The organism is Vibrio sp. OPT24, assembly GCF_015163545.1.
GTDB lineage: Bacteria > Pseudomonadota > Gammaproteobacteria > Enterobacterales > Vibrionaceae > Vibrio > Vibrio cyclitrophicus.
The window spans coordinates 120,749-146,389 of sequence record NZ_JADDYI010000015.1; the positions used below are offsets into that span (position 1 = coordinate 120,749).

General features: G+C 45.0%; 21 protein-coding genes and 1 tRNA gene. 10 read left to right on the top strand and 12 right to left on the bottom strand.

Annotated elements, in window-relative coordinates:
• Positions 1-559: 559 nt before the first annotated feature.
• From IQO02_RS04105 to rpsU, 6 genes are all read right to left on the bottom strand, one after another.
• Positions 560-1,828, bottom strand: coding sequence for an O-acetylhomoserine aminocarboxypropyltransferase/cysteine synthase family protein (locus IQO02_RS04105; RefSeq protein ID WP_102282634.1), 1,269 nt, complete (start codon positions 1,826-1,828; stop codon positions 560-562).
• Positions 1,829-2,031: 203 nt separating this feature from the next.
• Positions 2,032-2,107: transfer RNA gene (locus tag IQO02_RS04110), tRNA-Ile, on the bottom strand.
• 163 nt (positions 2,108-2,270) lie between these two features.
• A complete protein-coding gene (gene rpoD, locus IQO02_RS04115; RefSeq protein WP_010434608.1) occupies positions 2,271-4,115 on the bottom strand; it encodes an RNA polymerase sigma factor RpoD in 1,845 nt (614 codons plus the stop codon).
• 99 nt (positions 4,116-4,214) lie between these two features.
• The gene (dnaG, locus tag IQO02_RS04120) at positions 4,215-5,966 is read right to left on the bottom strand and encodes a DNA primase (RefSeq protein ID WP_010434609.1); all 1,752 of its coding nucleotides are present in this window, start codon (positions 5,964-5,966) and stop codon (positions 4,215-4,217) included.
• Between the two features lie 119 nt (positions 5,967-6,085).
• Entirely contained in the window at positions 6,086-6,529 is a 444-nt protein-coding gene (locus IQO02_RS04125; RefSeq protein ID WP_010434610.1) for a GatB/YqeY domain-containing protein, read from the bottom strand.
• Between the two features lie 25 nt (positions 6,530-6,554).
• Complete coding sequence (rpsU, locus tag IQO02_RS04130) at positions 6,555-6,770, bottom strand: 30S ribosomal protein S21 (protein WP_004396009.1); 216 nt, start codon at positions 6,768-6,770, stop codon at positions 6,555-6,557.
• Between the two features lie 257 nt (positions 6,771-7,027).
• On the opposite strand from rpsU, the gene tsaD reads away from it, so the two are divergent.
• Together tsaD and IQO02_RS04140 are read left to right on the top strand one after the other, a co-directional pair.
• The gene (tsaD, locus tag IQO02_RS04135) at positions 7,028-8,044 is read left to right on the top strand and encodes a tRNA (adenosine(37)-N6)-threonylcarbamoyltransferase complex transferase subunit TsaD (RefSeq protein ID WP_010434613.1); all 1,017 of its coding nucleotides are present in this window, start codon (positions 7,028-7,030) and stop codon (positions 8,042-8,044) included.
• A gap of 173 nt (positions 8,045-8,217) precedes the next feature.
• Positions 8,218-9,033: an alpha/beta fold hydrolase gene (locus IQO02_RS04140; protein ID WP_016767765.1), complete on the top strand. Its 816-nt coding sequence runs from the start codon at positions 8,218-8,220 to the stop codon at positions 9,031-9,033.
• 92 nt (positions 9,034-9,125) lie between these two features.
• Here IQO02_RS04140 and plsY read toward each other — a convergent pair whose 3' ends face one another.
• Complete coding sequence (plsY, locus tag IQO02_RS04145) at positions 9,126-9,722, bottom strand: glycerol-3-phosphate 1-O-acyltransferase PlsY (RefSeq protein ID WP_016767764.1); 597 nt, start codon at positions 9,720-9,722, stop codon at positions 9,126-9,128.
• Positions 9,723-9,860: 138 nt separating this feature from the next.
• Between plsY and folB the strand changes: the two genes are divergently transcribed.
• Genes folB through IQO02_RS04160 form a run of 3 tightly spaced genes read left to right on the top strand, consistent with a single transcriptional unit; the run spans position 9,861 to position 11,518 of the window.
• Positions 9,861-10,220 (top strand): dihydroneopterin aldolase, encoded by a 360-nt coding sequence (gene folB / locus IQO02_RS04150; protein WP_004735969.1) that lies wholly within the window; start codon positions 9,861-9,863, stop codon positions 10,218-10,220.
• On the top strand, positions 10,217-10,699 hold the full coding sequence (gene folK / locus IQO02_RS04155) for a 2-amino-4-hydroxy-6-hydroxymethyldihydropteridine diphosphokinase (protein ID WP_010434622.1): 483 nt from the start codon (positions 10,217-10,219) through the stop codon (positions 10,697-10,699). The genes folB and folK overlap by 4 nt, the downstream gene beginning before the upstream one ends.
• 15 nt (positions 10,700-10,714) lie before the next feature.
• Entirely contained in the window at positions 10,715-11,518 is an 804-nt protein-coding gene (locus IQO02_RS04160; protein ID WP_010434624.1) for an undecaprenyl-diphosphate phosphatase, read from the top strand.
• Between the two features lie 94 nt (positions 11,519-11,612).
• Here IQO02_RS04160 and IQO02_RS04165 read toward each other — a convergent pair whose 3' ends face one another.
• Entirely contained in the window at positions 11,613-12,929 is a 1,317-nt protein-coding gene (locus IQO02_RS04165; RefSeq protein WP_010434626.1) for a multifunctional CCA addition/repair protein, read from the bottom strand.
• Positions 12,930-12,965: 36 nt separating this feature from the next.
• Here IQO02_RS04165 and IQO02_RS04170 point away from each other — a divergent pair, with 36 nt between their 5' ends.
• Positions 12,966-14,636: an ExeA family protein gene (locus IQO02_RS04170; RefSeq protein WP_186706792.1), complete on the top strand. Its 1,671-nt coding sequence runs from the start codon at positions 12,966-12,968 to the stop codon at positions 14,634-14,636.
• The gene (locus tag IQO02_RS04175; protein ID WP_065100587.1) at positions 14,636-15,565 is read left to right on the top strand and encodes a general secretion pathway protein GspB; all 930 of its coding nucleotides are present in this window, start codon (positions 14,636-14,638) and stop codon (positions 15,563-15,565) included. The genes IQO02_RS04170 and IQO02_RS04175 overlap by 1 nt, the downstream gene beginning before the upstream one ends.
• A gap of 123 nt (positions 15,566-15,688) precedes the next feature.
• Here IQO02_RS04175 and IQO02_RS04180 read toward each other — a convergent pair whose 3' ends face one another.
• The 3 genes from IQO02_RS04180 to IQO02_RS04190 all read right to left on the bottom strand — a co-directional run bounded on the left by IQO02_RS04180 (position 15,689) and on the right by IQO02_RS04190 (position 18,577).
• Positions 15,689-16,300, bottom strand: coding sequence for a TIGR04211 family SH3 domain-containing protein (locus tag IQO02_RS04180; protein WP_010434638.1), 612 nt, complete (start codon positions 16,298-16,300; stop codon positions 15,689-15,691).
• A gap of 205 nt (positions 16,301-16,505) precedes the next feature.
• Positions 16,506-17,768: an inorganic phosphate transporter gene (locus IQO02_RS04185; protein ID WP_016783976.1), complete on the bottom strand. Its 1,263-nt coding sequence runs from the start codon at positions 17,766-17,768 to the stop codon at positions 16,506-16,508.
• A gap of 128 nt (positions 17,769-17,896) precedes the next feature.
• The gene (locus IQO02_RS04190) at positions 17,897-18,577 is read right to left on the bottom strand and encodes a TIGR00153 family protein (protein WP_010434644.1); all 681 of its coding nucleotides are present in this window, start codon (positions 18,575-18,577) and stop codon (positions 17,897-17,899) included.
• Positions 18,578-18,784: 207 nt separating this feature from the next.
• Here IQO02_RS04190 and IQO02_RS04195 point away from each other — a divergent pair, with 207 nt between their 5' ends.
• Positions 18,785-20,302: an inorganic triphosphatase gene (locus IQO02_RS04195; RefSeq protein WP_016788285.1), complete on the top strand. Its 1,518-nt coding sequence runs from the start codon at positions 18,785-18,787 to the stop codon at positions 20,300-20,302.
• Positions 20,303-20,353: 51 nt separating this feature from the next.
• Here the strand turns inward: IQO02_RS04195 and IQO02_RS04200 are convergent, their stop codons facing one another.
• Positions 20,354-21,103 (bottom strand): potassium channel family protein, encoded by a 750-nt coding sequence (locus tag IQO02_RS04200; protein ID WP_010434656.1) that lies wholly within the window; start codon positions 21,101-21,103, stop codon positions 20,354-20,356.
• Positions 21,104-21,199: 96 nt separating this feature from the next.
• Here IQO02_RS04200 and IQO02_RS04205 point away from each other — a divergent pair, with 96 nt between their 5' ends.
• Both IQO02_RS04205 and glnE read left to right on the top strand, forming a co-directional pair.
• Complete coding sequence (locus tag IQO02_RS04205; protein WP_010434658.1) at positions 21,200-22,456, top strand: methyl-accepting chemotaxis protein; 1,257 nt, start codon at positions 21,200-21,202, stop codon at positions 22,454-22,456.
• 243 nt (positions 22,457-22,699) lie between these two features.
• Positions 22,700-25,549 (top strand): bifunctional [glutamate--ammonia ligase]-adenylyl-L-tyrosine phosphorylase/[glutamate--ammonia-ligase] adenylyltransferase, encoded by a 2,850-nt coding sequence (gene glnE / locus IQO02_RS04210; RefSeq protein ID WP_016767760.1) that lies wholly within the window; start codon positions 22,700-22,702, stop codon positions 25,547-25,549.
• The last annotated feature ends 92 nt before the right edge of the window (positions 25,550-25,641 follow it).

Consider the following 25,641-nt stretch of genomic DNA (forward strand, 5'->3'; position numbering starts at 1 on the left):
GTTTGCAAAATTATTGGTTTTGGGTTGAGTCTGATGACGATGACTTATGATTTAAACTTGTAGCGAGGTATGTATGCATATCTTTGAGAAGTATTATGGTTAGGGGCAAAGCCCTTATGGAGATCAGGGTGAGAGCATACTAACTTAATCGTTCAATCCGCAAACATATTGGTCGCTTTTCAAACTGAGGAGTTTGTATTTTCTCGGCAGTTTTCGGGAAATTCGACTTAGATTTTAAGCTCGAATACGGCTTGATTAAGAAGTGAGCGAAGTGTGATCCCGCCCTGCTTATGGAGATTAAGTAGAAGTATTCTAAAAGTTTTAAACTTTATTGTCATAACTTTAGACTTTGGAAGGTCGGGATATTGACTTAGTTTCAATCTTTATTGTTACTTCATTCCCCGTATATCTACATAACAACAAGCTCTGGAAGAAAGAAAAGTTTTAATCTTTAATGTCCACCGACAATTAGATAATAAGAAGCCCATCCTGTGATGGGCTTTTTTTGTGTCTGTTAATTAACGATCAGTGTTAGAGCTAGCGGTAGCGTCATTAAGTGCTAAGCATTAAGTGCTTGCTCTAGGTCAGCCAAGATATCGTCAATGTGTTCAATACCTACTGAGAGGCGAATCATCTCTGGTGATACACCTGCTTGCTTTTGTTCCGCTTCGCTTAATTGACGGTGTGTTGTAGAAGCAGGGTGACAAGCGAGAGATTTTGCATCGCCAATGTTCACCAAGCGCTTGAAGATTTGCAGCGCATCATAGAAACGCACACCGGCTTCATAACCATCTTTTAAGCCAAAAGATAAAATGGCAGACGGCTTACCTTGCATGTATTTCTCAGCCAGAGGATAGAACTCAGACGTGGGTAAACCAGCGTAGCTCACCCAACTCACTTTCTCATGTTGCTGAAGGTACTCAGCTACTTTCAGTGCATTCTCTGTGTGTCGCTCCATGCGTAGCGACAACGTTTCTAGACCCTGCATCAACATGAAGGCATTCATGGGTGACAGTGCTGCACCCGTATTACGCAGTGGAACCGTTCGAGCACGACCAATAAACGCAGCGTCACCAAAAGCCTCGGTGTACACCACACCGTGGTAAGAAGGTTCTGGCTGATTAAATACTGGGAAGCGATCTTTGTGCTCTGCCCATGGGAATTTGCCAGAGTCGACAATCACGCCACCCAGCGTTGTTCCGTGACCACCCACGTATTTGGTGAGTGAGTGCACCACGATATCTGCGCCAAAGTCGATAGGCTTACACAGCACCGGAGTTGCTACGGTGTTATCAACAATCACAGGTACACCTTGTGCGTGAGCAAGCTCGGCCACACGCTCTAAGTCGATGATATTGCCTGCTGGGTTACCAATACTCTCGCAGTAAACCGCCTTGGTTTTTTCATCGATCAGTGCAGCTAAGCTTTCAGGTTTATCGTCTTTGGCAAAGCGAACCTCTATGCCTTGGTTTGGTAGCATGTGAGCAAACAGGGTGTAAGTACCGCCGTAAAGCTGAGGTGTGGAGACAATGTTGTCACCGATCTGTGCCAACGTTTGAATCGCGTAGTTGATCGCAGCGCTGCCCGCACTCACGACTAAGCCAGCAATCCCGCCTTCTAAGGCCGCCATACGTTTTTCCAACACATCGTTGGTTGGGTTCATTATGCGAGTGTAGATATTGCCTGGCACCGCAAGGTTAAACAGGTCGGCGCCGTGTTGTGCATCATCGAATTCGTAAGCTACGGTTTGGTAAATAGGTGTGGCAACGGATTTAGTTGTTGGATCTGTGTCGTAACCGAAGTGAATCGAGAGTGTTTCGTCTTTCATGTGTCTTCCCTGAACTATTGAACGATTTATGTACGTTCATATTGCCGATTTTTTTATAAAAGAAAAGTAAGCTCAGTCACAGAGAGGCAATTGGAATTGTGTTCGGGACGATTCGCTATTTGTAGGAAATATAGCTATTGAGTTGTACTGCTTCAGAAAAGCAAAAAGCCAGAGCAGTATAAACTGTTCTGGCTTTTCTAATTTGGTGGCCCCTCCCAGATTTGAACTGGGGACCGAACGATTATGAGTCGTGCGCTCTAACCACTGAGCTAAGGGGCCGTAGGGCATAGATTATAGGGGAAGCGCTCAATGGTGTCTAGACACTATAGGGGCCAATTCCGCTTACATCTTAGCCACTTAAATCATGTAGGCACAAAAAAGGTGAACCAACGCTCACCTTTTCTATTTTAAGCTTAAAAGCTAATCACATTAAAGCGTGTGATTACTCGTCTAGGAAGCTGCGCAGAGTTTCTGAACGGCTTGGGTGACGAAGTTTACGTAGTGCTTTTGCTTCGATTTGACGGATACGCTCACGAGTTACGTCGAACTGCTTACCCACTTCTTCAAGAGTGTGGTCTGTGTTCATGTCGATACCGAAACGCATACGTAGTACTTTAGCTTCACGAGGAGTTAGGCCCGCAAGAACGTCTTTAGTTGCACCGCGTAGGCTGGTTGCCGTTGCTGAGTCTAAAGGAAGCTCAAGAGTTGTATCCTCGATGAAATCACCTAGGTGCGAATCTTCGTCGTCACCGATTGGTGTCTCCATTGAGATAGGCTCTTTAGCGATTTTCAGTACTTTGCGGATCTTGTCTTCAGGCATTTGCATGCGTTCAGCCAATTCTTCCGGAAGTGGTTCACGACCCATCTCTTGTAGCATTTGACGAGAGATACGGTTTAGTTTGTTGATCGTTTCGATCATGTGAACCGGAATACGGATAGTACGAGCTTGGTCGGCAATCGAACGAGTGATTGCTTGACGGATCCACCACGTAGCGTAAGTAGAGAACTTGTAACCACGACGGTATTCAAACTTATCTACGGCTTTCATCAGACCGATGTTACCTTCTTGGATTAGATCCAGGAATTGTAGACCACGGTTTGTGTACTTCTTAGCAATCGAGATTACTAGACGTAAGTTCGCCTCAACCATCTCTTTCTTCGCACGACGAGCTTTCGCTTCACCGATAGACATACGACGGCTGATGTCTTTAATGCTTTGAACAGTAAGAGAGGTTTCGCGTTCGATCATATCCAGTTTTTGGATAGAACGACGAATGTCGTGCTCGTTACGTTTAATTTTTTCTGCGTATGGCTTATCTGAAGCAAGAACTTCATCCAACCATGCTTCGCTAGATTCGTTGCCAGTAAATAAGGCAATGAATGATTTCTTCGGCATTTTGCCGTACTCAACCGTTTGACGCATGATTAGGCGTTCTTGAGTACGTACACGATCCATTGAAGTGCGAAGTTCATTTACTAGGTAGTCAAACTGTTTTGGTGTCAGACGGAATTCTTTGAATACGTCTTGCATCATTGTTGTTGCAATCGTTGCTTTCGGGCTTTCGTGGCCGTATTCATTGATTGCTAGCTGACGGTTTTGGTAGCTAGTACGAAGCGCTGTAAACTTCTCAAGAGCAAGCTCAGGATCAATACCTGTATCTTCTTCTTCCTCTTCCTCGTCGTCTTCAGCTTCTTCTTTGTCTTCGTCTTCCAGATCAGTTTCAGCAAGTTCTGAACCGATGTGTGTTGCCGTTGGCGCAGCTGTGCCATCGTCGTCTGGGTCAACAAAGCCATTGATTAGGTCTGTTAAGCGAATCTCTTCTGCTTGTACGCGGTCAAACTGTTCCAAGATATATGGAATGGTGCCTGGGTACTCAGCAACGGATAGTTGAACGGTATTAATACCGTCTTCAATACGCTTAGCAATGTCGATCTCGCCTTCACGAGTTAGTAGCTCAACTGTGCCCATTTCACGCATGTACATACGAACAGGGTCAGTAGTACGGCCAATCTCGCTCTCTACGCTTGAAAGCGCAGCAGCAGCAGCTTCAGCTGCATCTTCATCTATATTGGCATCGTCATCATTAAGAGCTAGATCATCAGCATCAGGTGCAGTTTCTACTACCTTGATACCCATGTCGTTAATCATTTGAATGATGTCTTCTACCTGTTCAGAATCCACGATTTCTGCAGGTAGGTGGTCGTTTACTTCGGCGTAGGTCAGATAGCCTTGTTCCTTGCCTTTAATAACAAGTAATTTTAGCTGTGACTGCGGATTTTGATCCATAGATGATATCCAACTTCAGGTCTGGTGAAGGACGTTGCATTCTCAAATGCAAACCAATTATGTTAACAAATTTATTAAATGCTGACTAATCAAACAGGGTTACGCTTTTAGATCTAGCATTAAAGCTAGTAGCTCCCTTTTTTCTTCGGCTGATAAACCGACACTTCTTGCTTTGGCCTGCAGGTTTTCAATTTGTTTTTCAACGCACTGGGCAAGGATATTGTCCAATGAATCTAAAAATATGTCTTCTTGATTGTCTTCGTCGAGGGGGATTTCCCAGCTCGCGAGACGAGACAGAAGTGCCTCATGTTTATTATGTCGCCAATGCTCTAATAATTGGCCTGTGTTGATATGGGGATGCGCGTGGCATTTATCAAGTACTTCAACGAATAAACTTAGTCCAGGCAACTGTAAGCCTTTGACGCTTGATAAGTCCGGTACCATATCAGCATAGCTCGGATTTTGGATAAGCAAAGCGATAACTTCACGCATTGGAGTGCGCTTGAGCTCTTTATGCGGTTGAGGTGTCGGGTTCTTTGTATGAACGCGAGCACGTCTCAATTGGTTATCAAATCCAGTACGCTCATCGAGTAATTTTTCGAGCAGTTCTTGGAAGTAACTGTCAGGAATTTTATTAATCAGGGCACTGGCGTGTGCACGCAGGGCCGATTTTCCTTCGGTTGTTCCTAAGTTTAGCTTATGCAGTTCGATGAGGTTATCAAACAAGTAAGTCGAGAGCGGGGTCGCATTTTGTACCAGTTGTTCAAAAGCGTCTTTACCGTGTTCTCTTATATAGCTGTCAGGGTCTTCGCCATCAGGCAAAAATAGGAACTTCAGCGTATTACCTGTTTTTAGAAACTCTAATGCGTTTTCTAATGCGCGCCACGCCGCTTCTTTACCTGCTCTGTCGCCATCATAACAACAAACCACGGTACTGGTTTGTCGGAATAACATTTGAACGTGGTCACCTGTAGTTGAGGTGCCCAGTGAGGCTACTGAATAATCGACACCATATTGCGCGAGAGCGACGACATCCATGTAACCTTCTACAACAAGTATCTGAGGCGGTTCACGGTAGGCTTGCATCACTTCATAAAGGCCGTAAAGCTCTTTACCTTTATGGAAGATAGGCGTTTCTGGTGAGTTTAGATATTTCGGCGTGCCGTCTTCTAAAACACGACCACCAAATCCAATCACTCGGCCACGACGGTCACGAATCGGGAACATTACGCGTCCACGGAATCGATCGTATCGGTTGCCTTTATCGTTTTCTATTAACATGCCGCCAGTAACCAGCATGTCTTGGGCTTCTTTTTGTTGCCCGAAGTTTTTACGAACAAGGTCCCACTCGTCGGCAACGTAACCAATACCAAATTTCTGGACGATTTCACCAGACAGTCCACGATTTTTTAGGTAATCAATCGCAGGCTTGTTAGCTGAGATCTTCAGTTGAGAGCGGTAAAAATTACTGATTCCGCCCATCAAATCGTAGAGGTTACGTTTTTGTTCGCTGTTGGCTCTTGGTGTTGTTGATATTTCACCGCTGCGCTGTTCTCTTGGGACATCTAACCCGAGAAAGGAAGCAAGCTCTTCAATCGCTTCCACGAAATCGAGGCGTTCGAACTCCATCATGAAGTCGATGGCATTGCCATGTACGCCACAGCCAAAGCAGTGATAAAACTGTTTTTCTTGGCTTACGCTGAAAGAGGGGGTTTTCTCATTGTGAAATGGACAACAAGCACCATAGTTTTTGCCTTTTTTCTTAAGTTTCACGCGTGCGTCGACAATATCGACAATGTCGAGACGTGCTAGGAGATCATCGATGAAACTGCGCGGGATGTGTCCTGCCATAAAACCTTAGAAAAATGCACTAACTGAGAGTGTGGATAATAATAGTTTGAATGGGTTACAGATACAAACAAGCCGTGCGTTCCGAAGGATTGCACGGCTTGTTGCAATTTGATTTGGGATTAAGCGAGTTTAGAACGAACTAAACCACTCACTTTACCCATATCTGCACGCCCTTGAATTTGTGGTTTCAAGATAGCCATTACTTTACCCATGTCTTGCATGCCCGCTGGTTGAGCTTCGGCGATTGCGCTATCAAGTAGTGCAATAACTTCTTCTTCGGTTAACGGCTGAGGCATAAAGCCTTCAAGTACAGTAATTTCTGCTTTTTCCACATCAGCAAGATCTTGACGATTTGCCGATTCATATTGAGCAACAGAATCGCGACGTTGCTTAACCATTTTAACTAATACAGCAAGAATGTCGTCGTCGTTCAGAGTGATCCGTTCGTCAACTTCACGTTGCTTAATTGCTGAAAGAGCTAAGCGGATAGTGCCAAGGCGCGGTTTGTCCTTGGCTTTCATCGCTAATTTTTGCTCTTCTTTGAGTTGTTCAATAAGAGCCATAACTCAGTCCTTATGGATTAAGTTATTAGTACAGGCGAACGCGACGTGCGTTTTCGCGAGCTAGCTTCTTAGCGTGACGCTTTTGAGCTGCTGCTTTAGCGCGTTTGCGAACTGTAGTTGGTTTTTCGTAATGCTCACGACGACGCACTTCAGAAAGGATACCTGCTTTTTCACAAGAGCGCTTGAAACGACGTAGTGCAACGTCGAACGGTTCGTTTTCACGTACTTTAACTATTGGCATATGCCTTTCACCTCAGGGGTTATTCATTATCGCTGGTCACTCAGTACCAAATCAGAGAAGTTACCATCGAGCTAACTCTCTATTCGCGTTTGGCCATTAACCAGCTTGATCAAAAATGGTGCGGAATTTTAATCCGATCACAGTGGCTTTGTAAAGCACTTTGTCGATTATAGTCTGTACAATATTTGTTTGAAGAGCTTAGGCAGGGTAATATTGCGCTAATTTCCCATTTTAGACGAAAGCGTGCCGAGAAAATTATGCGCATTATTGGTATTGAAACCTCTTGTGATGAAACAGGAATCGCGATTTATGATGATGAGCAAGGGCTGCTTTCTCATCAATTATACAGCCAAGTAAAACTGCACGCCGATTATGGTGGTGTGGTGCCTGAACTTGCATCACGTGACCACGTGAAAAAGACCATTCCATTGATTAAAGCGGCATTAGCGGAAGCTAACTTGACCTCCAAAGACATTGATGGTGTTGCTTACACGGCTGGCCCAGGTTTAGTTGGTGCACTGCTCGTGGGTGCAACCATTGGTCGTAGTATTGCTTATGCGTGGGGCGTGCCTGCTGTGCCAGTGCACCATATGGAAGGTCACCTTCTTGCGCCAATGTTAGAAGATAACCCGCCACCATTCCCATTTGTGGCTCTGCTGGTTTCTGGCGGACATACCATGATGGTAGAAGTGAAAGGCATCGGCGAGTATCGAATTCTTGGTGAATCGATTGATGATGCGGCCGGTGAAGCTTTTGATAAGACCGCGAAGTTGATGGGTTTAGATTACCCAGGTGGTCCATTGCTGTCTCGTTTAGCAGAAAAAGGCACTCCAGGTCGTTTTAAGTTCCCGCGTCCAATGACCGATCGTCCAGGGCTCGATATGAGCTTTTCTGGTCTAAAAACATTTGCTGCGAACACGATTCGTGCGAATGACAACGACGATCAGACACGTGCTGATATCGCTTACGCGTTCCAAGAAGCCGTTTGTGCGACCTTGGTAATCAAATGTAAGCGTGCCTTGGCGGAAACGGGCATGAAACGTATAGTGATTGCTGGTGGTGTAAGTGCCAACAAACAGCTACGTATTGAGCTTGAAGCGCTGGCGAAGAAAATCGGTGGTGAGGTGTACTACCCACGCACTGAGTTCTGTACTGATAACGGTGCGATGATTGCTTACGCGGGTATGCAACGCCTTAAAAATGGTGAAACGGCTGATTTGTCTGTTCATGCCACGCCGCGTTGGCCAATTGACCAACTAGAGCCAATTGCTTAAGTAGTCGCAATCGTTCAACGAGAAAAAGTCGATCAACGAAAACAGTCGATCAACAAAAACTAAGCGCAGAATAAACCAGTGTGTTTCGATAAACGGTCGCCTCGTGCGGCCGTTTTTATATATCGTCGTTTCATAAGCTGAGCGATATTCGTAGAGAGATATTAGGGAAGAAAATGAACAAGTTTACTGTAGATAATCAGTCAATGACGTACCTCGATGAAGGTCAAGGCCCTGTCGTAGTATTCGGCCACAGCTATCTTTGGGATAGTGCGATGTGGAAGCCACAGATCGATGCGCTAAAAGCGCAGTATCGTTGTATTGTTCCAGAGCTTTGGTCTCATGGTGAATCTCAAGCTGCACCAAGTTCAATGCGTAACCTAAAAGATTACGCTCAGCACGTTTTGGCTCTGCTTGATCATTTAGAGATCGAAGAATTCTCAGTGGTTGGTTTATCGGTTGGCGGTATGTGGGGAGCAGAGTTAGCGGAATTAGCTCCTGCACGAATCAAGTCTCTGGTACTTATGGATACCTTTGTTGGTTTAGAGCCAGAAGTTGCTCATGCTAAATACTTCAGCATGCTAGACACCATTACTCAAACCAAAATGGTTCCTCAGCCGATTGTAGAAGCGGTTGTTCCACTGTTCTTCGCCAATGATGCTCAAACTAACTCACCAGCTTTAGTGGAAGGTTTTACTCAGCAGCTATCGTCACTTGAGGGTGAGAAAGCAGAAGAAGTCGCACGAATCGGTCGAATGGTGTTTGGACGTCGCGATATGATTGAAGTGGTAGAGAACTTTGCATTGCCAGTTTTGATTGCCGTTGGACAAGAAGATAAGCCACGTCCAGCATTGGAATCTTACTTAATGCACGATTGCATTACAGGCAGTGAGTTAGTGGTGATTCCTGGGGCGGGTCATATTAGTTCGCTAGAGCAGCCCGAGTTTGTTAACGCTATGCTGAAGACGTTTTTAGATAAACATCTGCTGTAAGCTCTAAAATACTGAGTATGATTGATCGACTTATACTTACGTCGCTTTAAACGTATCTCGGTTTTAAAATGGTTCGGCTTAGACATGACAGTTTAAGCCGATTTTTTTTGCCCGAGTTTTGGTTCACTGCCATCGAGTAAGCGACGAATATTCTGATGGTGACGTAGAACGATTAAGCAACACAACATGGCTACTGGCAGTGTGTATTGAGGTTTGACTAACCAAGCGTAGAAAGGCGCAAGCAACACAGTAACCAATGCCGCTAAAGAAGAATAACGAAACAAAAATGCCACCACTAACCATGTCGCCATGATCATGCCTGTTAAATCGAATCCAATTGGTGCGATGGCTCCAAGTGCGGTGGCAACGCCTTTACCGCCTTTGAAATGGAAGAATATCGGGTACATATGACCAAGGCATGCAGCAATAGCCACAACGCCTAAAATGATCGAGTCGATATTGAGGTAGTAGCCAAGCCAGACTGGAATGGTGCCTTTAAGCATGTCACAAAGTAGTACGGCTGCCGCGGCGCCTTTACCGCCCAAGCGGAGTACATTGGTGGCCCCTGGATTGTTGGAGCCTACCGTTCTTGGATCAGGAAGTCTTAAGACTCGGCATATCAAGACCGCACTCGAAATTGAACCTAGCAAATAGGCTGCAATGATCATGATAAGTGCCAAAGGGGTCATGTTTTTCCTTAAACGGTTGTAAGCCTAACGATGGGAAAATAATGCTCAATCCAAGAGTAATTGATATCATATCTGGAATTACACGAATAATACGTTTTTTTCCCCAATATGGGTATCCGACCTCTAAAAGGACAAGTCATGGCACTGGATAAAGTTTTCATTGAACAGCTAGAAGTAATTACAACGATCGGTGTTTACGATTGGGAACAAGAGATTAAACAAAAACTTGTACTTGATATTGAAATGGCTCATGACAACCGCCCTGCGGGAAAAAGTGACGATGTAGTCGATGCTTTGGATTATTCGACAGTCAGCACTGCGGTATTAGATCATATTGCTAATGGTCGCTTCTTATTGGTTGAACGTGTAGCAGAAGAAGTCGCTGAATTGATCATGACTCAATTCTCTGTGCCTTGGATTAAGATCCGTTTGGCTAAACCTGGCGCAGTGCCACAAGCGAAAGCAGTCGGTGTGATCATCGAACGAGGTCAGGCATGACAATAGCCTATGTTGGTGTCGGCACGAACATAGACCGCGACAAGCATGCAAGGGTGGCATGGACAGAGCTTCAATCGTTAGGGACTAACCTTAAATGCTCTAAAATCTATCACTGTGAGCCTGTGGGGTTTAAAAGCCACTCGTTTTATAACTTTGTGATAGAACTCGACACATCACTATCATTGACTGAATTTTCACAGCAACTGCGTAAGATTGAGTTTAAATGGGGTCGCTCTGAAGACGCTCATAAGCTTCAAGATCGAAAGCTCGATCTTGATATTGTGCTGTTTGGAGAGGTGGTTTCTGAGAGCGATCCAGAATTACCACGCAGTGATATTTATAAATATCCTTTTGTAACACAACCACTTTATGATCTCTGTCCTGCGAGAGTCATCCCGCAAGACGGACGAACCGTCGGTGAAATATGGCAGAAGATGCAGCAACTAGACTCGCTCTCTGTCGTAGACATAAAACTATAATTTTTAAGGTAAGTAATGAGTTATTTTGAAGCGTTTATATTGGCGTTGGTACAAGGCTTTACTGAATTTCTACCTATTTCCAGTTCAGCACACTTAATCCTTCCTTCCGCGGTATTGGGTTGGGAAGATCAAGGTTTGGCTTTTGATGTTGCAGTACATGTTGGTACGTTGGCTGCAGTGGTTATTTATTTCCGCAAAGAAGTGGTCTCTTTGTTGAGTGCGTTTTTTGGCTCGGTATTTAAGGGTGATCGCAGTAAAGAAGCGAAGTTAGCGTGGATGATCATTCTCGCAACGATCCCGGCATGTATCTTTGGCTTGTTGATGAAAGACATTGTTGAGCTTTACTTGCGTAGCGCGTGGGTGATTGCAACGACGACGATCATTTTTGGCCTATTGCTATGGTGGGTGGATAAGAATTCAAGCCTACGTGATGACGAATACCAAGCGGGTTGGAAAAAGGCTTTGTTTATTGGCCTGGCTCAAGCAATGGCGATTATCCCGGGAACGTCTCGTTCTGGCGCAACCATTACTGCAGCGCTTTACCTTGGCTTTACTCGTGAAGCGGCAGCTCGATTTTCTTTCTTGATGTCTATTCCAATCATCACTTTGGCTGGTGGCTACTTGGGTCTTAAGTTGGTGACAAGCGGTGACCCAATCCATGTTGGCACTCTGCTAACGGGTGTTGCGGTGTCTTTCATCAGTGCTTACATCTGTATTCACTTCTTCTTGAAGCTTATTTCACGCATGGGTATGACACCATTTGTTATCTACCGCCTAATTCTAGGTTGTGGTCTGTTTGCTTTCTTAATGATGCAATAACAGACGCTGATAACAGTCTCGTCGTATAAAGATTGAAATAAAAAGCCCGCTGACTCGCGGGCTTTTTAATGCGTGCTTACTAATGGAGTGAAGACTAAGTATCAGTGAGCTCTGATAATGCGTTTTCAATGGCTGCAGCTCTGCGTTTCTCTTGCTCTTCTCGAATCTCTTTACCTTGAAAACCATCGGCAATAATCGATTTAACCTCGACTTGAAGCGCCGCTTGGTAAGCCACTTCAAAACGCGCTTTCTGAGGATAAGGCTGATCTTCTAATCCTTTACGACCTGCGTGATCAGCTTGGCAGCAAAGTAATATGTTATCTAGCCTATCTGGTTTACGCCAAACATCGAACTTATTGAGAATTTTGAGGAAAGTGGCTGGTTTGAGCTCACTTGCTCGATGGATATTAGAGTGTTGCTCGCATACCAGCAGTGCTAAATCTCTAAACTCATTGGGCACTCGTACTCTTTGGCAAAGCCTTTTAATGATCTTTAAACCAGTGTGACAATGCATTTTGTGGCTTGGCCATTCTTTCTCTGGTGTGACGCCTTTGCCTAAGTCGTGCACTTGAGCAGCAAAGCGCACAGGCAATGACAGGCTTAAGAGTGCTGCTTGTTGAGCAACCATCAGAGTGTGAATCCCCGTGTCGATCTCAGGGTGCCATTTTTCAGGCTGAGGTACGCCAAATAGAGCATCAATTTCAGGTAATACAACAGCCAATGCGCCACATTCTCTTAAAACGGAAAGGAACACCTCTGGATGTGATGTACTAAGAGACTTATGCCACTCTTGCCAAACTCGTTCTGCGGTGAGGTGTGCGAGTTCACCGGATTGGACGATCTTACTCATCATATCCATGGTTTCAGGTGCAACCGTGAAGTTAAGATGGTGAAGTTTTGCTGCAAAGCGAGCGACGCGCAGCACTCGTAGAGGATCCTCTATAAACGCATCAGAAACGTGTCTTAGAATTCGATCAGAGAGATCTCTCTCGCCATGGTAAGGATCGTAAAGTTGGCCCTTGTCATCTTGAGCAATAGCGTTGATCGTCAAATCTCGACGCATCAGATCTTCTTCCAAACTTACGTCTGGCGCAAAGTAACATTCGAAGCCGGTGTAACCTGAGCCAGACTTTCTTTCGGTACGAGCCAGTGCGTGCTCTTCTTTGGTTTTTGGATGTAAGAAGACAGGGAAATCCTTCCCGACAGCGGTAAAGCCAAGGCTCTCCATCTCTTGAGGAGTACTTCCGACGACCACCCAATCTTTATCATAACTTTCAATGTTGAGCAGTTGGTCGCGTACCGCACCGCCGACGAGATAGCGTTGTAGCCCATTCTCTTTTGGTAGGCTATCGAATATTTGCAACTTATCACCTCGAAATGTTTTATCACTGCTGGACTTTACTGCAAGCAATGGTACTTTCCATTAATCGTAATTATAGGGCAGCACATGTATAAGGAATATTTTGGCTTCGTTGAGATGCCATTTTCGATTGTACCAAATTCTCGCTATTTGTTTTTGAGTCAGCGTCACCAAGAGGCGATGCAGAACCTACAAGCCGGTTTAGGCGAAGGTGGGGGCTTTGCAATGCTCACCGGTGAGGTTGGTACAGGGAAAACTACGGTCGCCAAGGCAATGCTGTCCTCTCTCGATAGTCAGACTCAAGCTGGCCTTATACTTAACCCTACATTTTCCAATACTGATTTACTTGAAGCTGTCTGCGATGAGTTTGAGGTTGAGTACCCTGAACAGGCATCGTTGAAACAATTGACTCAGGCGATTCATCACTTCTTACTCGATAGCCATGCCGAAGGCATTCAAACTTTATTGGTGATCGATGAAGCCCAACATCTCGCAGCCGATGTGCTGGAGCAGTTGCGTCTTCTGACTAATTTAGAAACTGACAGTCGTAAATTATTAAAAGTTTTGTTGGTTGGTCAGCCTGAATTACAGCAACACTTACAAACCACTCAGCTACGTCAACTAGCGCAGCGTATTACGGGGCGTTATCACTTGCTGCCACTCAATATTGAGGAAACTGGCAAGTACATCGCGTTTCGTTTGGAAACGGCGGGTGGCGAGCAGATGTTGTTTTCAAATCGCTCGGTTAAGTTAATTGCCCAATATACCCATGGCATCCCAAGGTTGATTAACTTGGTGTGTGATAAAGCGCTTCAGCTCTCTTTTCATGATGGTGAACGAGCTCCTTCGAATGACACGGTTAGCCGAGCTTGCCAACAGATCATGGCCTTTCAAGCCGAGGTTTATCACGTTGAAAAACCTCGCATGGCTTATGTGGCTCCAAAGTTAATCCAATACGCAAGTGTTGCTGTGTTAAGCATTGGTTTAGCATTCGCGACCTTTAATTTCGCGCCATCGTATATCGACTCCTGGTTATCTACTGAGCCTTTAAGCGAAGCGAGCATTGAAGCCTCTCCAACCGTTCAGCGCTCTTTGGTGGTAGGCTCTCCAGAATTGGTCTTGCAACCTGAATCTTCAAAATTTGCATTACCACAACACATTCAGCAGCATTTGATGCAGGGAACCAACCGTTCTCTGGCGATTAAAGATCTCTATACTTTATGGGGTTATCAGTCTTCACTACGTGATGGCTTGTGTTTAAGTGAGCCGCAAAGTGTTTTCGTATGTGAGCAACACCAGTCCAATCTAGAGTCCTTATTAGAGCTTGGTGTGCCTGTTGTCCTTGAGTTAGATATTGAGCAAGAACCTGTGTTCGCGGTACTTTATGGTGCGTCCGAAGATTCGGTGGAATTATTAGTTAATGAAAAGCTTTTGGTAATGCCTAAGCGATCTCTAGAGCAAATATGGCAAGGTGATTATGTCGCGATTTGGAAACAGCCATTAAGAGAGACGCTTAAAGAAGGTTATCAAGGTGAGGCAGTTGCACTGCTTGATCTGTTACTTTCTGAAGTTTTGGATGATGTTGTATCTGGCAGTGATATTTTCGATAGCGAATTGAAAATGAAGGTCGAAGCCTTTCAAATTTGGCAAGGGATGTCGGTAGATGGTATCGCTGGAAAACGCACGCTAGCAAGACTTCAAAGGTTAGCTCAACTCGATTCTCCTAAGCTGATGTCACTGGATGGAGGTGCAAGCTAATGTCACGCATTATGCACGAGCTTAAACAATCTGAGCTTAGAGGTTATCAAAGTCATCATGTACCGAACTCTGCAATGGCGATCAGTAAAAAGAAAGGTTCCTCGGTTGCTATGGGCTTACTCTTTATGTTGGTTCCTTCCTTGATAGTGGGTGGAACTTTAGCTTATCAATCGTATAACGACCAACAACAGTCACCATCAGCAAAGCAACCCGTTGACGTCGTGCAACTAGAACAGGCACCTCAACCAGACGTTGAAGTTGAAATAGCTGAGGCTGGTACGCAAAGTGTGGATACTGCGTCAGAAGGAGTTAAAAACAAAGCGTTGTTTGCTGTTCGTGCTGCTCCGGTAAGTCAGACATTAGCAGCACTGCCACGCCAGGCGGTTTATGCACAGATTGACTCAGATAGCGGCAATCGTGCTGGTGGCTCAAACGTGAGTGCGGCAAACGCAGACAATCATACACAAGCGACAGCCAGCTCTGATTCATCAACGGTGCAATCATCAGCTCAACCTACAGCGAGCGATGAGAGCCGTGATTTGCAATCGGACAGTGATTTACTGCAAGGGCTAGACTTCAGTGAACTGCCTCCTGATCTGGCGTTGAAGCTTGAATCGATTATGGGAGATCAGCAAGACGCGCCCGAACCAATGGATTCAAGACCAGCAACACAAACGGAATCTCAGACAATAGAACTCGAGTCTCATAGCAATAGCTTATCTGGAGTGTTACCCAAGTTAGATCTACAAACTCACATGTACTCAAGCAGTGAAACGAAGCGTTGGGTCAAAGTGAATGGCCAAGAAGTGGCGCAAGGAGACTGGATAGGACAGGACATTCAGTTGCTTGAGATTAAACCTCAATCGATAGTGATTGAATTCAATCAGCAAAAGATAGAAATTCCCGCGCTGTATGAATGGAAAGGCTAGCGAGTTCTAAAAGCATCTAGATAAAAGGCAAATAAAAAGGAGCACCTTGGTGCTCCTTTTTGATATTCGATACTGAATTTACTTTGATTCACGTACAACACGAGAAATCGACAAACGAATCGCTTACGCCCAGCCGTTTGGTGACTTTCTACGACGAGGCATAATGTGTGGTAGGACAAGGCCCAGAAGTAGACCGATACCAGCAACACCACCACCGTACATGAAGTACTTCAATAGTAGATCATCTTTTTGAGTGTCTAGTTTAGCGCGTAGTTCACGGTTCTCTGTTTGAGAGCTCGTTAGCTGTTGGCTAATTTCACTGTAGTTCTGTTCTAGTTCAGCAATCTGCTTGTTACGAGACTCTAGAGAGCTCGCTAGGCCTGCTTTTTCGCTGTCAGCACTCTGACGAGCATTCGCTAGCTTGCCTTTTACTTCAGCGAGTTCTTTTTCTAGCTTAGGCATGCGCAGTGCCATGCTTTCTTGTGTGCTTACAAACTTACTTTCAACCCAACCTTTACGGCCACGGCTGTCTTGAACCTGGGTGTAACCCGTGCTCTTGTTCGTTTGTAAGTAGGTAATCTTCTCACCAGCGTCAACACTACCGATGATACGGAACGTATTGTTTGGGCCAGAATGCATATAAGTAAATAGTTTGTCAGCAATATAACGGTCTTGTGCAAAGGCAGCTGGAGCCGCAAGCATTGCGAACAAAACTAAGCTAATCAGTTTTTTCACAGTAAATCCCTTAACGATTCAAATTGGGTAGGCGTATGAGTCAGCCTCAATCCACAAATAATATTTAGTTTCTTTATGTGGTGCAACAAAGAAGGGAGGCAAAGCCTCCCTTTCTGTGCGTTTGAGTCAATAATGACATGGCATTTACATATCGTTACTGAAGCTCACAGTATTCTGACGCTAGTATTCACTAACGAAATCGCTATTACACGCTAAACACAGCCTGAATTGCGTAGAAGAATACAACAGCAAGCAGAGCACCTGCTGGTAGCGTTACAATCCAAGATGCAACGATGTTACGTACAACACCTAAATTCAGCGCCGCGATACCACGAGCAAAACCTACACCCAGAACCGCACCAACTAATGTTTGTGTGGTTGAGATTGGAAGACCAGTACCAGAAGCCAATACAACTGTACATGCTGTCGCTAGTTGAGCTGCAAAGCCACGGCTAGGTGTTAGTTCTGTAATACCAGTACCTACGGTTGCCATTACTTTATGGCCCATGGTCGCAAGACCAACAACGATACCAATACCACCTAGAGGAAGAATCCACCATGCGATGGTGCTCTTACCTGAGATTTCACCCATGTGCTCAACCGTTGAAACAACCGCTGATAGTGGGCCAATCGCGTTTGCTACATCGTTTGAACCGTGCGCAAATGCCATCGCACAAGCTGTGATAACCATTAGTACGCTGAAGATGCCTTCTACGCCAGTAAAGCCATGGTCTTCTTCGCGGTTAGCAAATTTCTTCTGAATGTATAGGTAGCCGCCGACCATGATCAGGCCAGATACGCCAGCAGACCACATCCACGCTTCAGAGTTGCTTAGGTGAAGACCTACGTGCTTAAGACCTTTCTTGATCGTTACAAGTGCAATGACCATTGTGGTAATGAACATGTATACAGGTACAAAACGTTTCGCATTGAATAGCGGGTTTTCTGTATCGAATATCAGTCGTTGAGCACTGACAAAAATGAGATAGGCGAAAATACCGGAAATCAACGGTGTGACAATCCAACTACCAACAATACCTTGAACACTGTTCCAGTCTACTGCTTCTGTACCTACAGACACACACGCAAAACCGATGATTGCACCGATGATTGAGTGAGTTGTTGATACTGGCCAGCCCATGTATGACGCTAGAAGTAGCCATGTACCAGCAGCAAGTAGTGCAGACATCATGCCGTAAACAAGTACGTCAGGTTGGTCTGCGAAAAGAGATGTTTCGATAACACCTTTACGGATTGTGTCAGTTACTTCGCCGCCCGCAAGGTAAGCACCTGCGAATTCAAAGATCATTGCGATAATGATCGCTTGTTTTACGGTTAGAGCTTTAGAGCCTACTGAGGTGCCCATTGCGTTCGCAACGTCATTTGCACCAATACCAATAGCCATCAAGAAACCGAAAGCTGCTGCAACAATAATCAGGACAGTGCCGTAGTTAGCAAGGATATCCATCGTAATACCTAGTTGTTTGATAACAAGCGGAACAAATTTAGACGCAAAAAAACGCTCAGCGAGAGAAATACTCAGCGCATAAGTGGTTTGTTCAAAAAATGCTCTTCGTTATATGGTTAACGTATGATTTAAGATCGAGAAAGCATTACTTCAAGACGAGCGCCTACACGCTGTGCTTGATCTGCAATACCACCGACCCATTCAAGAATCTTGTATAAGAACATGATATCAACTGGATTCAGATCGCCTTCAATCGCCATTAGTTGTTGGCGTAGTTCGATCTGCATCGCATCCGTGTCATCTTCAATTACATCTAATTGATGAATCATTTCAGCAACGAGAGTTACTTCACGGCCTTTAAAGCCAGTCTCAAGTAATTCGTCTAATTCATTGATTACGTTTTGTGCTTGGTTCGCTGCATCTAAACAACGTTTAACGTAAGCGATGAAGTTTTCTTGCATAGGAGCAGGAATGACAAGTTGTCGACCATATACACGGCCAGCAATGTCTTTCGCTAGGTTTGCTAGTTTGTCTTGTTGCGTTAATAGCTCCAACATGTCGGTGCGATCAACTGGCATAAACAAACCACGAGGAAGTTTAAGGCGAATTTCACGTTTTAGTACGTCAGCTTCTTTCTCAAGGTGAGAAATTTGAGCTCGAATTTCTGATGCTTTTTCCCAGTCACCTTTTGAAGAAACTTCAAAAAAATTAACCAGGTGAGAACAACATTCGTTCACGCATACTACGTGACGCTGCAAAGGTTTAATTGGGGACTTTGCAAATAACCCCATAATTGTATTTACTGGCATGGTCATCCAACCTAATAAATAATAACCTTAAAACAACATACACCATATTCATGGTGAAATGTTAAGCGATGGCTACAAAGTCGCGCATGTTAACCTAATCAATGTCTCATTAAAACTGTTTTAGATCATCATAAGGGCGATATTTCTGACTTGCTGACTTTTGAAATTGGCAATATCCTGTCCCTATCTTCACAGAAAGGTATAACTATGGAAACCGAGATAGAACTGAAGTTTTTTGTTTCGCCTGATTTTTCAGAGACTTTACGCAATAAAATTGCTGAAACTAAAGTACTTCAGCACAGTTGTCGAGAGCTAGGTAACATCTACTTTGACACCCCTGACAACTGGCTACGTAAGCACGATACAGGCTTGCGCATTCGACGCTTTGATGACGTATTTGTACAAACCGTAAAGACCGCTGGTCGTGTGGTCGCTGGCCTGCACCAAAGGCCTGAATACAATGCTGAGCATGACAGCAACGAACCCAAGTTATCTTTACATCCAGAAGACATTTGGCCTGAGGGTAAAGATATTGAAACGTTGCAAGCTGAGCTGACGCCTCTATTTTCTACTAACTTCACGCGCGAGCAGTGGTTGATTGGTATGCCTGATGGTAGCCAAGTCGAGGTTGCGTTTGACCAAGGCTTTGTTGAATCCGGTGAGCTGCAAGAACCCATTTGTGAAGTTGAGTTAGAACTTAAATCTGGTCAAACGGATGCGCTGTTTACACTTTCTCGTCAATTTTGCGAGCAAGGAGGCATGCGCCTGGGTAACCTTAGCAAAGCGGCTAAGGGGTATCGTCTTGCCCAAGGTTATCAAGGGGATGAAGTCACTCCTTTGACCTTAGTTGATACTAGCAAAAGTGATACTGTTGAATCGTGTTTCATTCAATCTTTAGAGCACGCTCTCGCTCATTGGCATTATCACGAACAGATTTTCACGGAACGCCAATCGATTGAAGCGTTACATGAGATCAGTCATTCGCTGAGTTTCATTCGTCAAACTTTCACCATTTATGGCGGTATCGTGCCACGCCGTGCGAGTGCTATTCTGCGTCAAGAGTTGAAGTGGCTTGAGCAAGAACTCGATTGGCTTAAGATCTATGACCATTTCGAGGATTTACTTGAAGACAAAGGCCATGTGCTGCGTAAATTGGACGCACGTAAATTCTTGGTAGCTGAGCTTAAAGAAATGCAAGATCAGCTTCCTGATCGTGAAGACTTACTCACTTTGCTAAGTTCGGCACGTTACACTGGTTTATTATTGGATTTGAGCCGCTGGATCTTGTCTCGTGGCTGGCAGCCGTTTCTTGATGATAAAGCGCGTGAGCAAATGGAACGTGGTATTGAATGGTTTTCAGTGCAGCAACTCGATCGAACATGGGCAGAGTTGATGGAAGCCTTCCCACCAGAACGTGTCATGACCAGCCAAGCGTATATTGATCAGCAATACCGTTTGATGCGAAACCTATATTCTGGCGTTGGTTTCGCGAGTTTGTATGATGACGCTGAACGAAACAGCTTCCGCTTGCCATGGGCCGATATGGTGCAAGGCATTGATGACTTGCTAGCACTTAAAACATTAGAGCCTTTGACTGAGAAGCTGGAAGGCGACGAGAAGGTTCAGCTAGAGCGTTGGTTGGCTCGCCAAGAAGTGTCTATTCTGCATGCGATGGAGCAGACGCGCCAAATCAGTGTTGAGGTTGAGCCGTACTGGCAAGACTAAACCCAATACCGGTATCAATATTAATATGAATTTGAAAATAGGGCCTCGGCCCTATTTTTTTGTTTGTTGCTCGAGCTTTTCTAGTCGCTCTAGTATTTTTTGTTGTTGCTCTATGATCTTTTCAAGGTGCTTCTCTTTGTTTTCTGCTCGTTTATTTTCATGGTGAGTTGGAGAGGTGATCAAAGAAGTAATCAAGCCTGAAATCATACCGAACACACCCACACCACAGATGATCACCAGAGAGGCAACTAATTTGCCTGAGCTCGTCACAGGATAATGGTCACCGTATCCTACAGTACTGATGGTAACAAAAGCCCACCATAAAGCATCTTGGCCAGTGGTAATGTTGGCATTGGGATCTTTGTGCTCCAAGAGCAGGATAGTGCCTGCACCTATGGTCAATAAAATAACCAGCAGTAGAATGATTGAGGCGAGCGTGGTCTCTCTTCGATTACGAAAGAGCTCTCTGAAAACCCGTTTACCTGACCGCAAAACGAGAATGACACGCAGGATTTGAAAAATGCGAGCGAAACGAAGAGGTTCGATCATTGGGAGACTTGCTAAGAAATCGATCCAGTGTACTTTTAGATATTCTTTCTTGTTTTGTGATCTGAATAGATCAATTGTGAGCTGAAAAAGAAAAACACTACAGATTACAAAATCGAGGCCGATAAGGACTTGTTTTGATTCTTTATCAATCGGTGCAAACAATAAGCCTGAGATCACAAATAACGCTAAGAAAGAGAGAATCAGTGATAATAAGCTCATCGGCTTGGTTGCGTCTTTGGTACTATTCAACATTCATACGAGGCTCAAAATAAATCGCGACTTTGACTGACATAGCCACCTCGCGGATATAGAAGCCATCAATATATAAGAATTAATGGAGAACTGACAATGACTAAACTGTCATTCAAGCCGTGGGAAAGGGTAATCTCTGACGTTCGTCTCGTTCCGAAAATGGTCATGCTGATGATATTCAGCACTATTTTGATCATTTCAAAACAGCTATGGGACGCAAGTACGTTTTATGATTCATTGCTTGCAGTAACGAACAATGCGCAGGTTGCTCAGCAGCACTATGAGACTTATCTAGTTCAAGTCGCATGGCAAACCGCTTTAATGATCGTCGTGTTTGTGGTTCTCTTATTAGCTGCCGCTCGCGTGATGTTGCGTCAAACCCAGTACCTAAACGATGCTATTAAAACCATGGCCGATAAGAACTTATCAGTACCGATTGAAATGGACTGTAAAGATGAATACGGTGATGTGGCACGCGAGCTTGAAAAAACTCGTGTTCAATTGAATGACATGATTAAAACTCAAGTGGCATCTTCAGACGAGCTATTCGCTTTGACCGAAGTGATGACCATAAGCATGTCTGAAACCAAAGATTCTGCTCAAGAAGAGTTCAACGAAATCGACCAGCTAGCAACTGCAATGAGTGAGATGACATCTACCGTGCAAACCGTAGCCGAGCATGCACAAAGTGCTTCTTCATTGACTGAGCAGGCTTCAGGCCAAGCTCTGACTGGTCAAAAGTTCGTTCAAGGTTCTGTTTCCAAGATGAGTGAGTTGTCTTCAGATATCGCAGCCTCTGCTGCTGCGGTAAACCAAGTTGAAGAGCGCGTTGACTCAATTGGTAGCGTTGTGGGCACTATCCAAGGCATTTCAGAGCAAACTAACCTACTGGCACTGAACGCAGCGATAGAAGCAGCGCGTGCGGGTGAAGCTGGACGCGGTTTTGCGGTTGTTGCCGATGAGGTTCGTAACCTTGCGCAGCGTACTCAACAAGCAACAGTAGAAATCCAAGACATGATCAGTCACCTACAAAGCAGCGCTAACTCTGCGGTAGAACTGATGGAAAAAAGCGTGGTGGAAGCGGCTGAAGGTGTTGAACTTGTTACTAATGCTGGGTCTGAACTCGATGGTATCGTGAGCCAAGTAAATCAGATTAATGATATGAACTTCCAAATTGCAACGGCTGCGGGGCAGCAGAGCAGCGTAGCGGAAGAGATGAGTGTCAACCTCACCAATGTTCGTGAGTTGGTTGAAGCATCTGTAGTTGTCGTTGGTGAGCTTCTTGAAACATCTCAGATCATGGAAACCAACGCGCAAGAACTGGACGGTAAGATTAAGCAGTTTAAGGTGTAAATTTTAGGTTCTAGCCTTTGTTCTCAGGGGGATATCCCTAGAGGTTTATTACGATAGACGAAGGCACTACTCGATAAGTTAACTGATAAAACGCCCACATTGCTAATGTGGGCGTTTTTTATTGGCGTAACTTTGGTATAACTTACTTTTGTTTTTCTAAACAGTCATTGAAACTCGTCTACTAGAACTCTTTATTAAAAACAAAACTGATTTTTCGGCTCGCAGCTAACACAAGGAAGAAACATGCCATTGCCTTCTCAACTCGTCACTCATTCCCAGTCTGCTTTTGAGCAATTGTTAGAGCACCAAAGTCAAGCTATTAGTACTTGGCCCGAGCCACTTATTGACGATCTTAAGCGTGTATTGGGCTTGAGTTGTTTTGTGGGTGATTGCTTACAACGAGACACGATACTATCCAGTACTTTACCTGATATGTTGGCATGCGAAGATCGTGCTGAAGGGTATCGTGAGCGATTGGCCGAGTTGCTTTCTGGTTGCACGGATGAAATGAGTGGCCAACGTGTGTTACGCCAATTCCGTAATCGAGAAATGACCTACATTGCGTGGCGCGATTTTATGGGGGCGTGGGAGCTAGAGCAGAGTCTAAACCATCTATCGATGTTGGCTGAGGCGATGATCTTCGAAACCTACCAATGGCAGTACGATATTTGTTGTAAAGAGTGGGGTACACCTTGCAATGAGCAAGGTGAAGCGCAGCCAATGTTGATCATTGGCATGGGCAAGCTCGGTGGTGGTGAGCTTAACTTCTCTTCTGATATCGATCTGATTTTTACCTACCCTGAGAATGGCGAAACCCAAGGAGCAAGACGCAGCATTGCCAACGCGCAATTTTTCACGCGTTTAGGGCAACGTATTATCAAAGCGTTGGATCAACAAACCTTTGATGGATTCTGTTACCGAGTCGACATGCGCCTTCGCCCGTTTGGTGAGAGTGGCCCATTGGTCATGAGTTACGCGGCTTTGGAAGATTACTACCAAGAACAAGGTCGTGATTGGGAACGCTACGCGATGGTGAAAGCACGGGTGATGGGCAGCGAAATGTACCCTGAATACCAAGAGCTTCGCCAAATGTTGCGTCCATTTGTGTTCCGTCGTTATATCGATTTCAGTGCGATTCAATCTCTGCGCCGTATGAAATCAATGATCAGCAGCGAAGTACGCCGCCGTGGCCTTTCAAACAATATCAAGCTTGGTTCTGGTGGTATTCGCGAAGTTGAGTTTATAGCCCAAGTCTTCCAATTGATTCGTGGTGGACGCGAACCAAGCCTTCGTGGCCGAGGATTATTAGAAACCTTGAGTGCGATTGAGTCACTTAACCTTCTGGAAGCTCAAGAGGTGGGACATTTACGTGAAGCTTACCTGTTTTTACGCCGCCTAGAAAACCTATTACAAGCGATGGCCGATAAGCAAACTCAAACCCTACCCGATGGTGAATTCGAACAGTTACAGCTAGCCGTCGCCATGCAGTTTTCCGATTGGGATGGTTTGATTGATGCGACCCGTGCTCATATGGCAAATGTACATACGGTATTTGAAGACTTGATTGGGGTCGATGAAGAAGATGCGAACCCAATCGCGAGCCACTTTAGCGAGTTGTGGGATATGGCCCATAAACCCGATGTAATTGAGCACGTGTTGGAACACGATATTGCGGTCGCGAGCCCGCCTGATGCGGCGAAAACGATCATTCAGTTTAAAGCCGATTTGGCTAAAAAGACCCTTGGCCCTCGTGGGCGGGAAGTCCTGAATCGTCTAATGCCTAAAGTATTTCAAGCTTTATATACGAATAAAGACGCCGAGTTTGGTTTGTCGCGAGTACTACATTTACTGCAAAAGATAGTGACGCGTACCACTTACCTTGAGCTATTGGATGAACACCCAGCAGCGCTGACTCAGTTAGTTCGCTTATGTACAGCAAGCCCGATGATCTCGGAACAACTGGGTCGCTATCCTATTCTGCTGGATGAACTTATCGATCCTCAGCAACTTTATAACCCTGTGCCATTGGAATCTTACAAGACGGAGCTGCGTGATTACCTTGCTCGTATCCCAGAAGATGATATGGAGCAGCAGATGGAAGGTCTGCGTCAGTTTAAGCAGACTTGCATTCTCCGTATCGCAGCGGCTGATATTGCAGGTGTGCTTCCGGTGATGAAGGTCAGTGATCACCTGACGTATTTGGCTGAAGCGATAGTAGAAGCTGGTGTTAACCAAGCTTGGTTGCAGGTCTCGGCTAAGTTTGGCGAACCTACCCATGTCAAAGATCGCGAAGGGCGTGGTTTTGCGGTGGTTGGTTATGGAAAAGTTGGTGGTTGGGAGCTTGGATACAACTCCGACCTCGATATTGTGTTCATACACGATTGCCCGGTACACATCTATACTGATGGCAAAAAAGAGATAGATGGACGCCAGTTTTACCTAAGGTTGGCGCAGCGAATTATTCATATTTTCTCGACCAGAACGGCTTCTGGAATTTTATACGAGGTCGATACTCGCCTACGACCTTCAGGTGTCTCTGGCTTGCTTGTGAGCCCTACAGATGCTTTTGATGAGTATCAGCACAATGACGCGTGGACATGGGAGCACCAAGCGCTCACTCGTGCTCGTATGATTTACGGTGATGACTTATTGGCATCTGCGTTTAACAAAACTCGGCATGAGGTTTTGTGCTTGCCACGAGATGAGGCAACACTCAAAAAGTCAGTTGTCGATATGCGTGAAAAAATGCGTGGTCATTTAGGTGGCAAAAAAGTCGACCGGTTCATGCTGAAACAAGATGCTGGTGGTATCACTGATATTGAGTTTTTGGCGCAATATTTAGTACTTAGATACAGCAACGAGAAACCTAAGCTTACTCGTTGGTGTGACAATGTGAGAATCTTTGAAAGCTTGTTGTCGCAAGGAATAATGGACGAGCAACAAGGTATGGCATTGACCAATGCGTACACCACATTAAGGGATGAAATCCACCACCGTAATCTACTTAACCTTGATGCGGATGTGGCGATCGATAAGTTTGAAATGGAAAGAGAGCATGTCGTGCAAGCATGGAAGCAGTGGATGGAAGCGTAACCCAGCCATTGCGTAGTGGCTGCTGTGTCTATCTTGATAAGCTTTTACCCATTTATCTATAGTTTAGCCACTGTAATCAGTGTGCTAGACTC

Coding starts and splice junctions, on each gene's coding strand:
- IQO02_RS04205 (WP_010434658.1), top strand. CDS start 21,200: ATGACTAAACTGTCATTCAAGCCGTGGGAAAGGGTAATCTCTGACGTT.
- IQO02_RS04200 (WP_010434656.1), bottom strand. CDS start 21,103: ATGTTGAATAGTACCAAAGACGCAACCAAGCCGATGAGCTTATTATCA.
- IQO02_RS04195 (WP_016788285.1), top strand. CDS start 18,785: ATGGAAACCGAGATAGAACTGAAGTTTTTTGTTTCGCCTGATTTTTCA.
- folK (WP_010434622.1), top strand. CDS start 10,217: ATGACAATAGCCTATGTTGGTGTCGGCACGAACATAGACCGCGACAAG.
- glnE (WP_016767760.1), top strand. CDS start 22,700: ATGCCATTGCCTTCTCAACTCGTCACTCATTCCCAGTCTGCTTTTGAG.
- IQO02_RS04175 (WP_065100587.1), top strand. CDS start 14,636: ATGTCACGCATTATGCACGAGCTTAAACAATCTGAGCTTAGAGGTTAT.
- rpoD (WP_010434608.1), bottom strand. CDS start 4,115: ATGGATCAAAATCCGCAGTCACAGCTAAAATTACTTGTTATTAAAGGC.
- IQO02_RS04170 (WP_186706792.1), top strand. CDS start 12,966: ATGTATAAGGAATATTTTGGCTTCGTTGAGATGCCATTTTCGATTGTA.
- IQO02_RS04190 (WP_010434644.1), bottom strand. CDS start 18,577: ATGCCAGTAAATACAATTATGGGGTTATTTGCAAAGTCCCCAATTAAA.
- IQO02_RS04105 (WP_102282634.1), bottom strand. CDS start 1,828: ATGAAAGACGAAACACTCTCGATTCACTTCGGTTACGACACAGATCCA.
- tsaD (WP_010434613.1), top strand. CDS start 7,028: ATGCGCATTATTGGTATTGAAACCTCTTGTGATGAAACAGGAATCGCG.
- IQO02_RS04125 (WP_010434610.1), bottom strand. CDS start 6,529: ATGGCTCTTATTGAACAACTCAAAGAAGAGCAAAAATTAGCGATGAAA.
- IQO02_RS04140 (WP_016767765.1), top strand. CDS start 8,218: ATGAACAAGTTTACTGTAGATAATCAGTCAATGACGTACCTCGATGAA.
- plsY (WP_016767764.1), bottom strand. CDS start 9,722: ATGACCCCTTTGGCACTTATCATGATCATTGCAGCCTATTTGCTAGGT.
- dnaG (WP_010434609.1), bottom strand. CDS start 5,966: ATGGCAGGACACATCCCGCGCAGTTTCATCGATGATCTCCTAGCACGT.
- IQO02_RS04185 (WP_016783976.1), bottom strand. CDS start 17,768: ATGGATATCCTTGCTAACTACGGCACTGTCCTGATTATTGTTGCAGCA.
- rpsU (WP_004396009.1), bottom strand. CDS start 6,770: ATGCCAATAGTTAAAGTACGTGAAAACGAACCGTTCGACGTTGCACTA.
- folB (WP_004735969.1), top strand. CDS start 9,861: ATGGCACTGGATAAAGTTTTCATTGAACAGCTAGAAGTAATTACAACG.
- IQO02_RS04160 (WP_010434624.1), top strand. CDS start 10,715: ATGAGTTATTTTGAAGCGTTTATATTGGCGTTGGTACAAGGCTTTACT.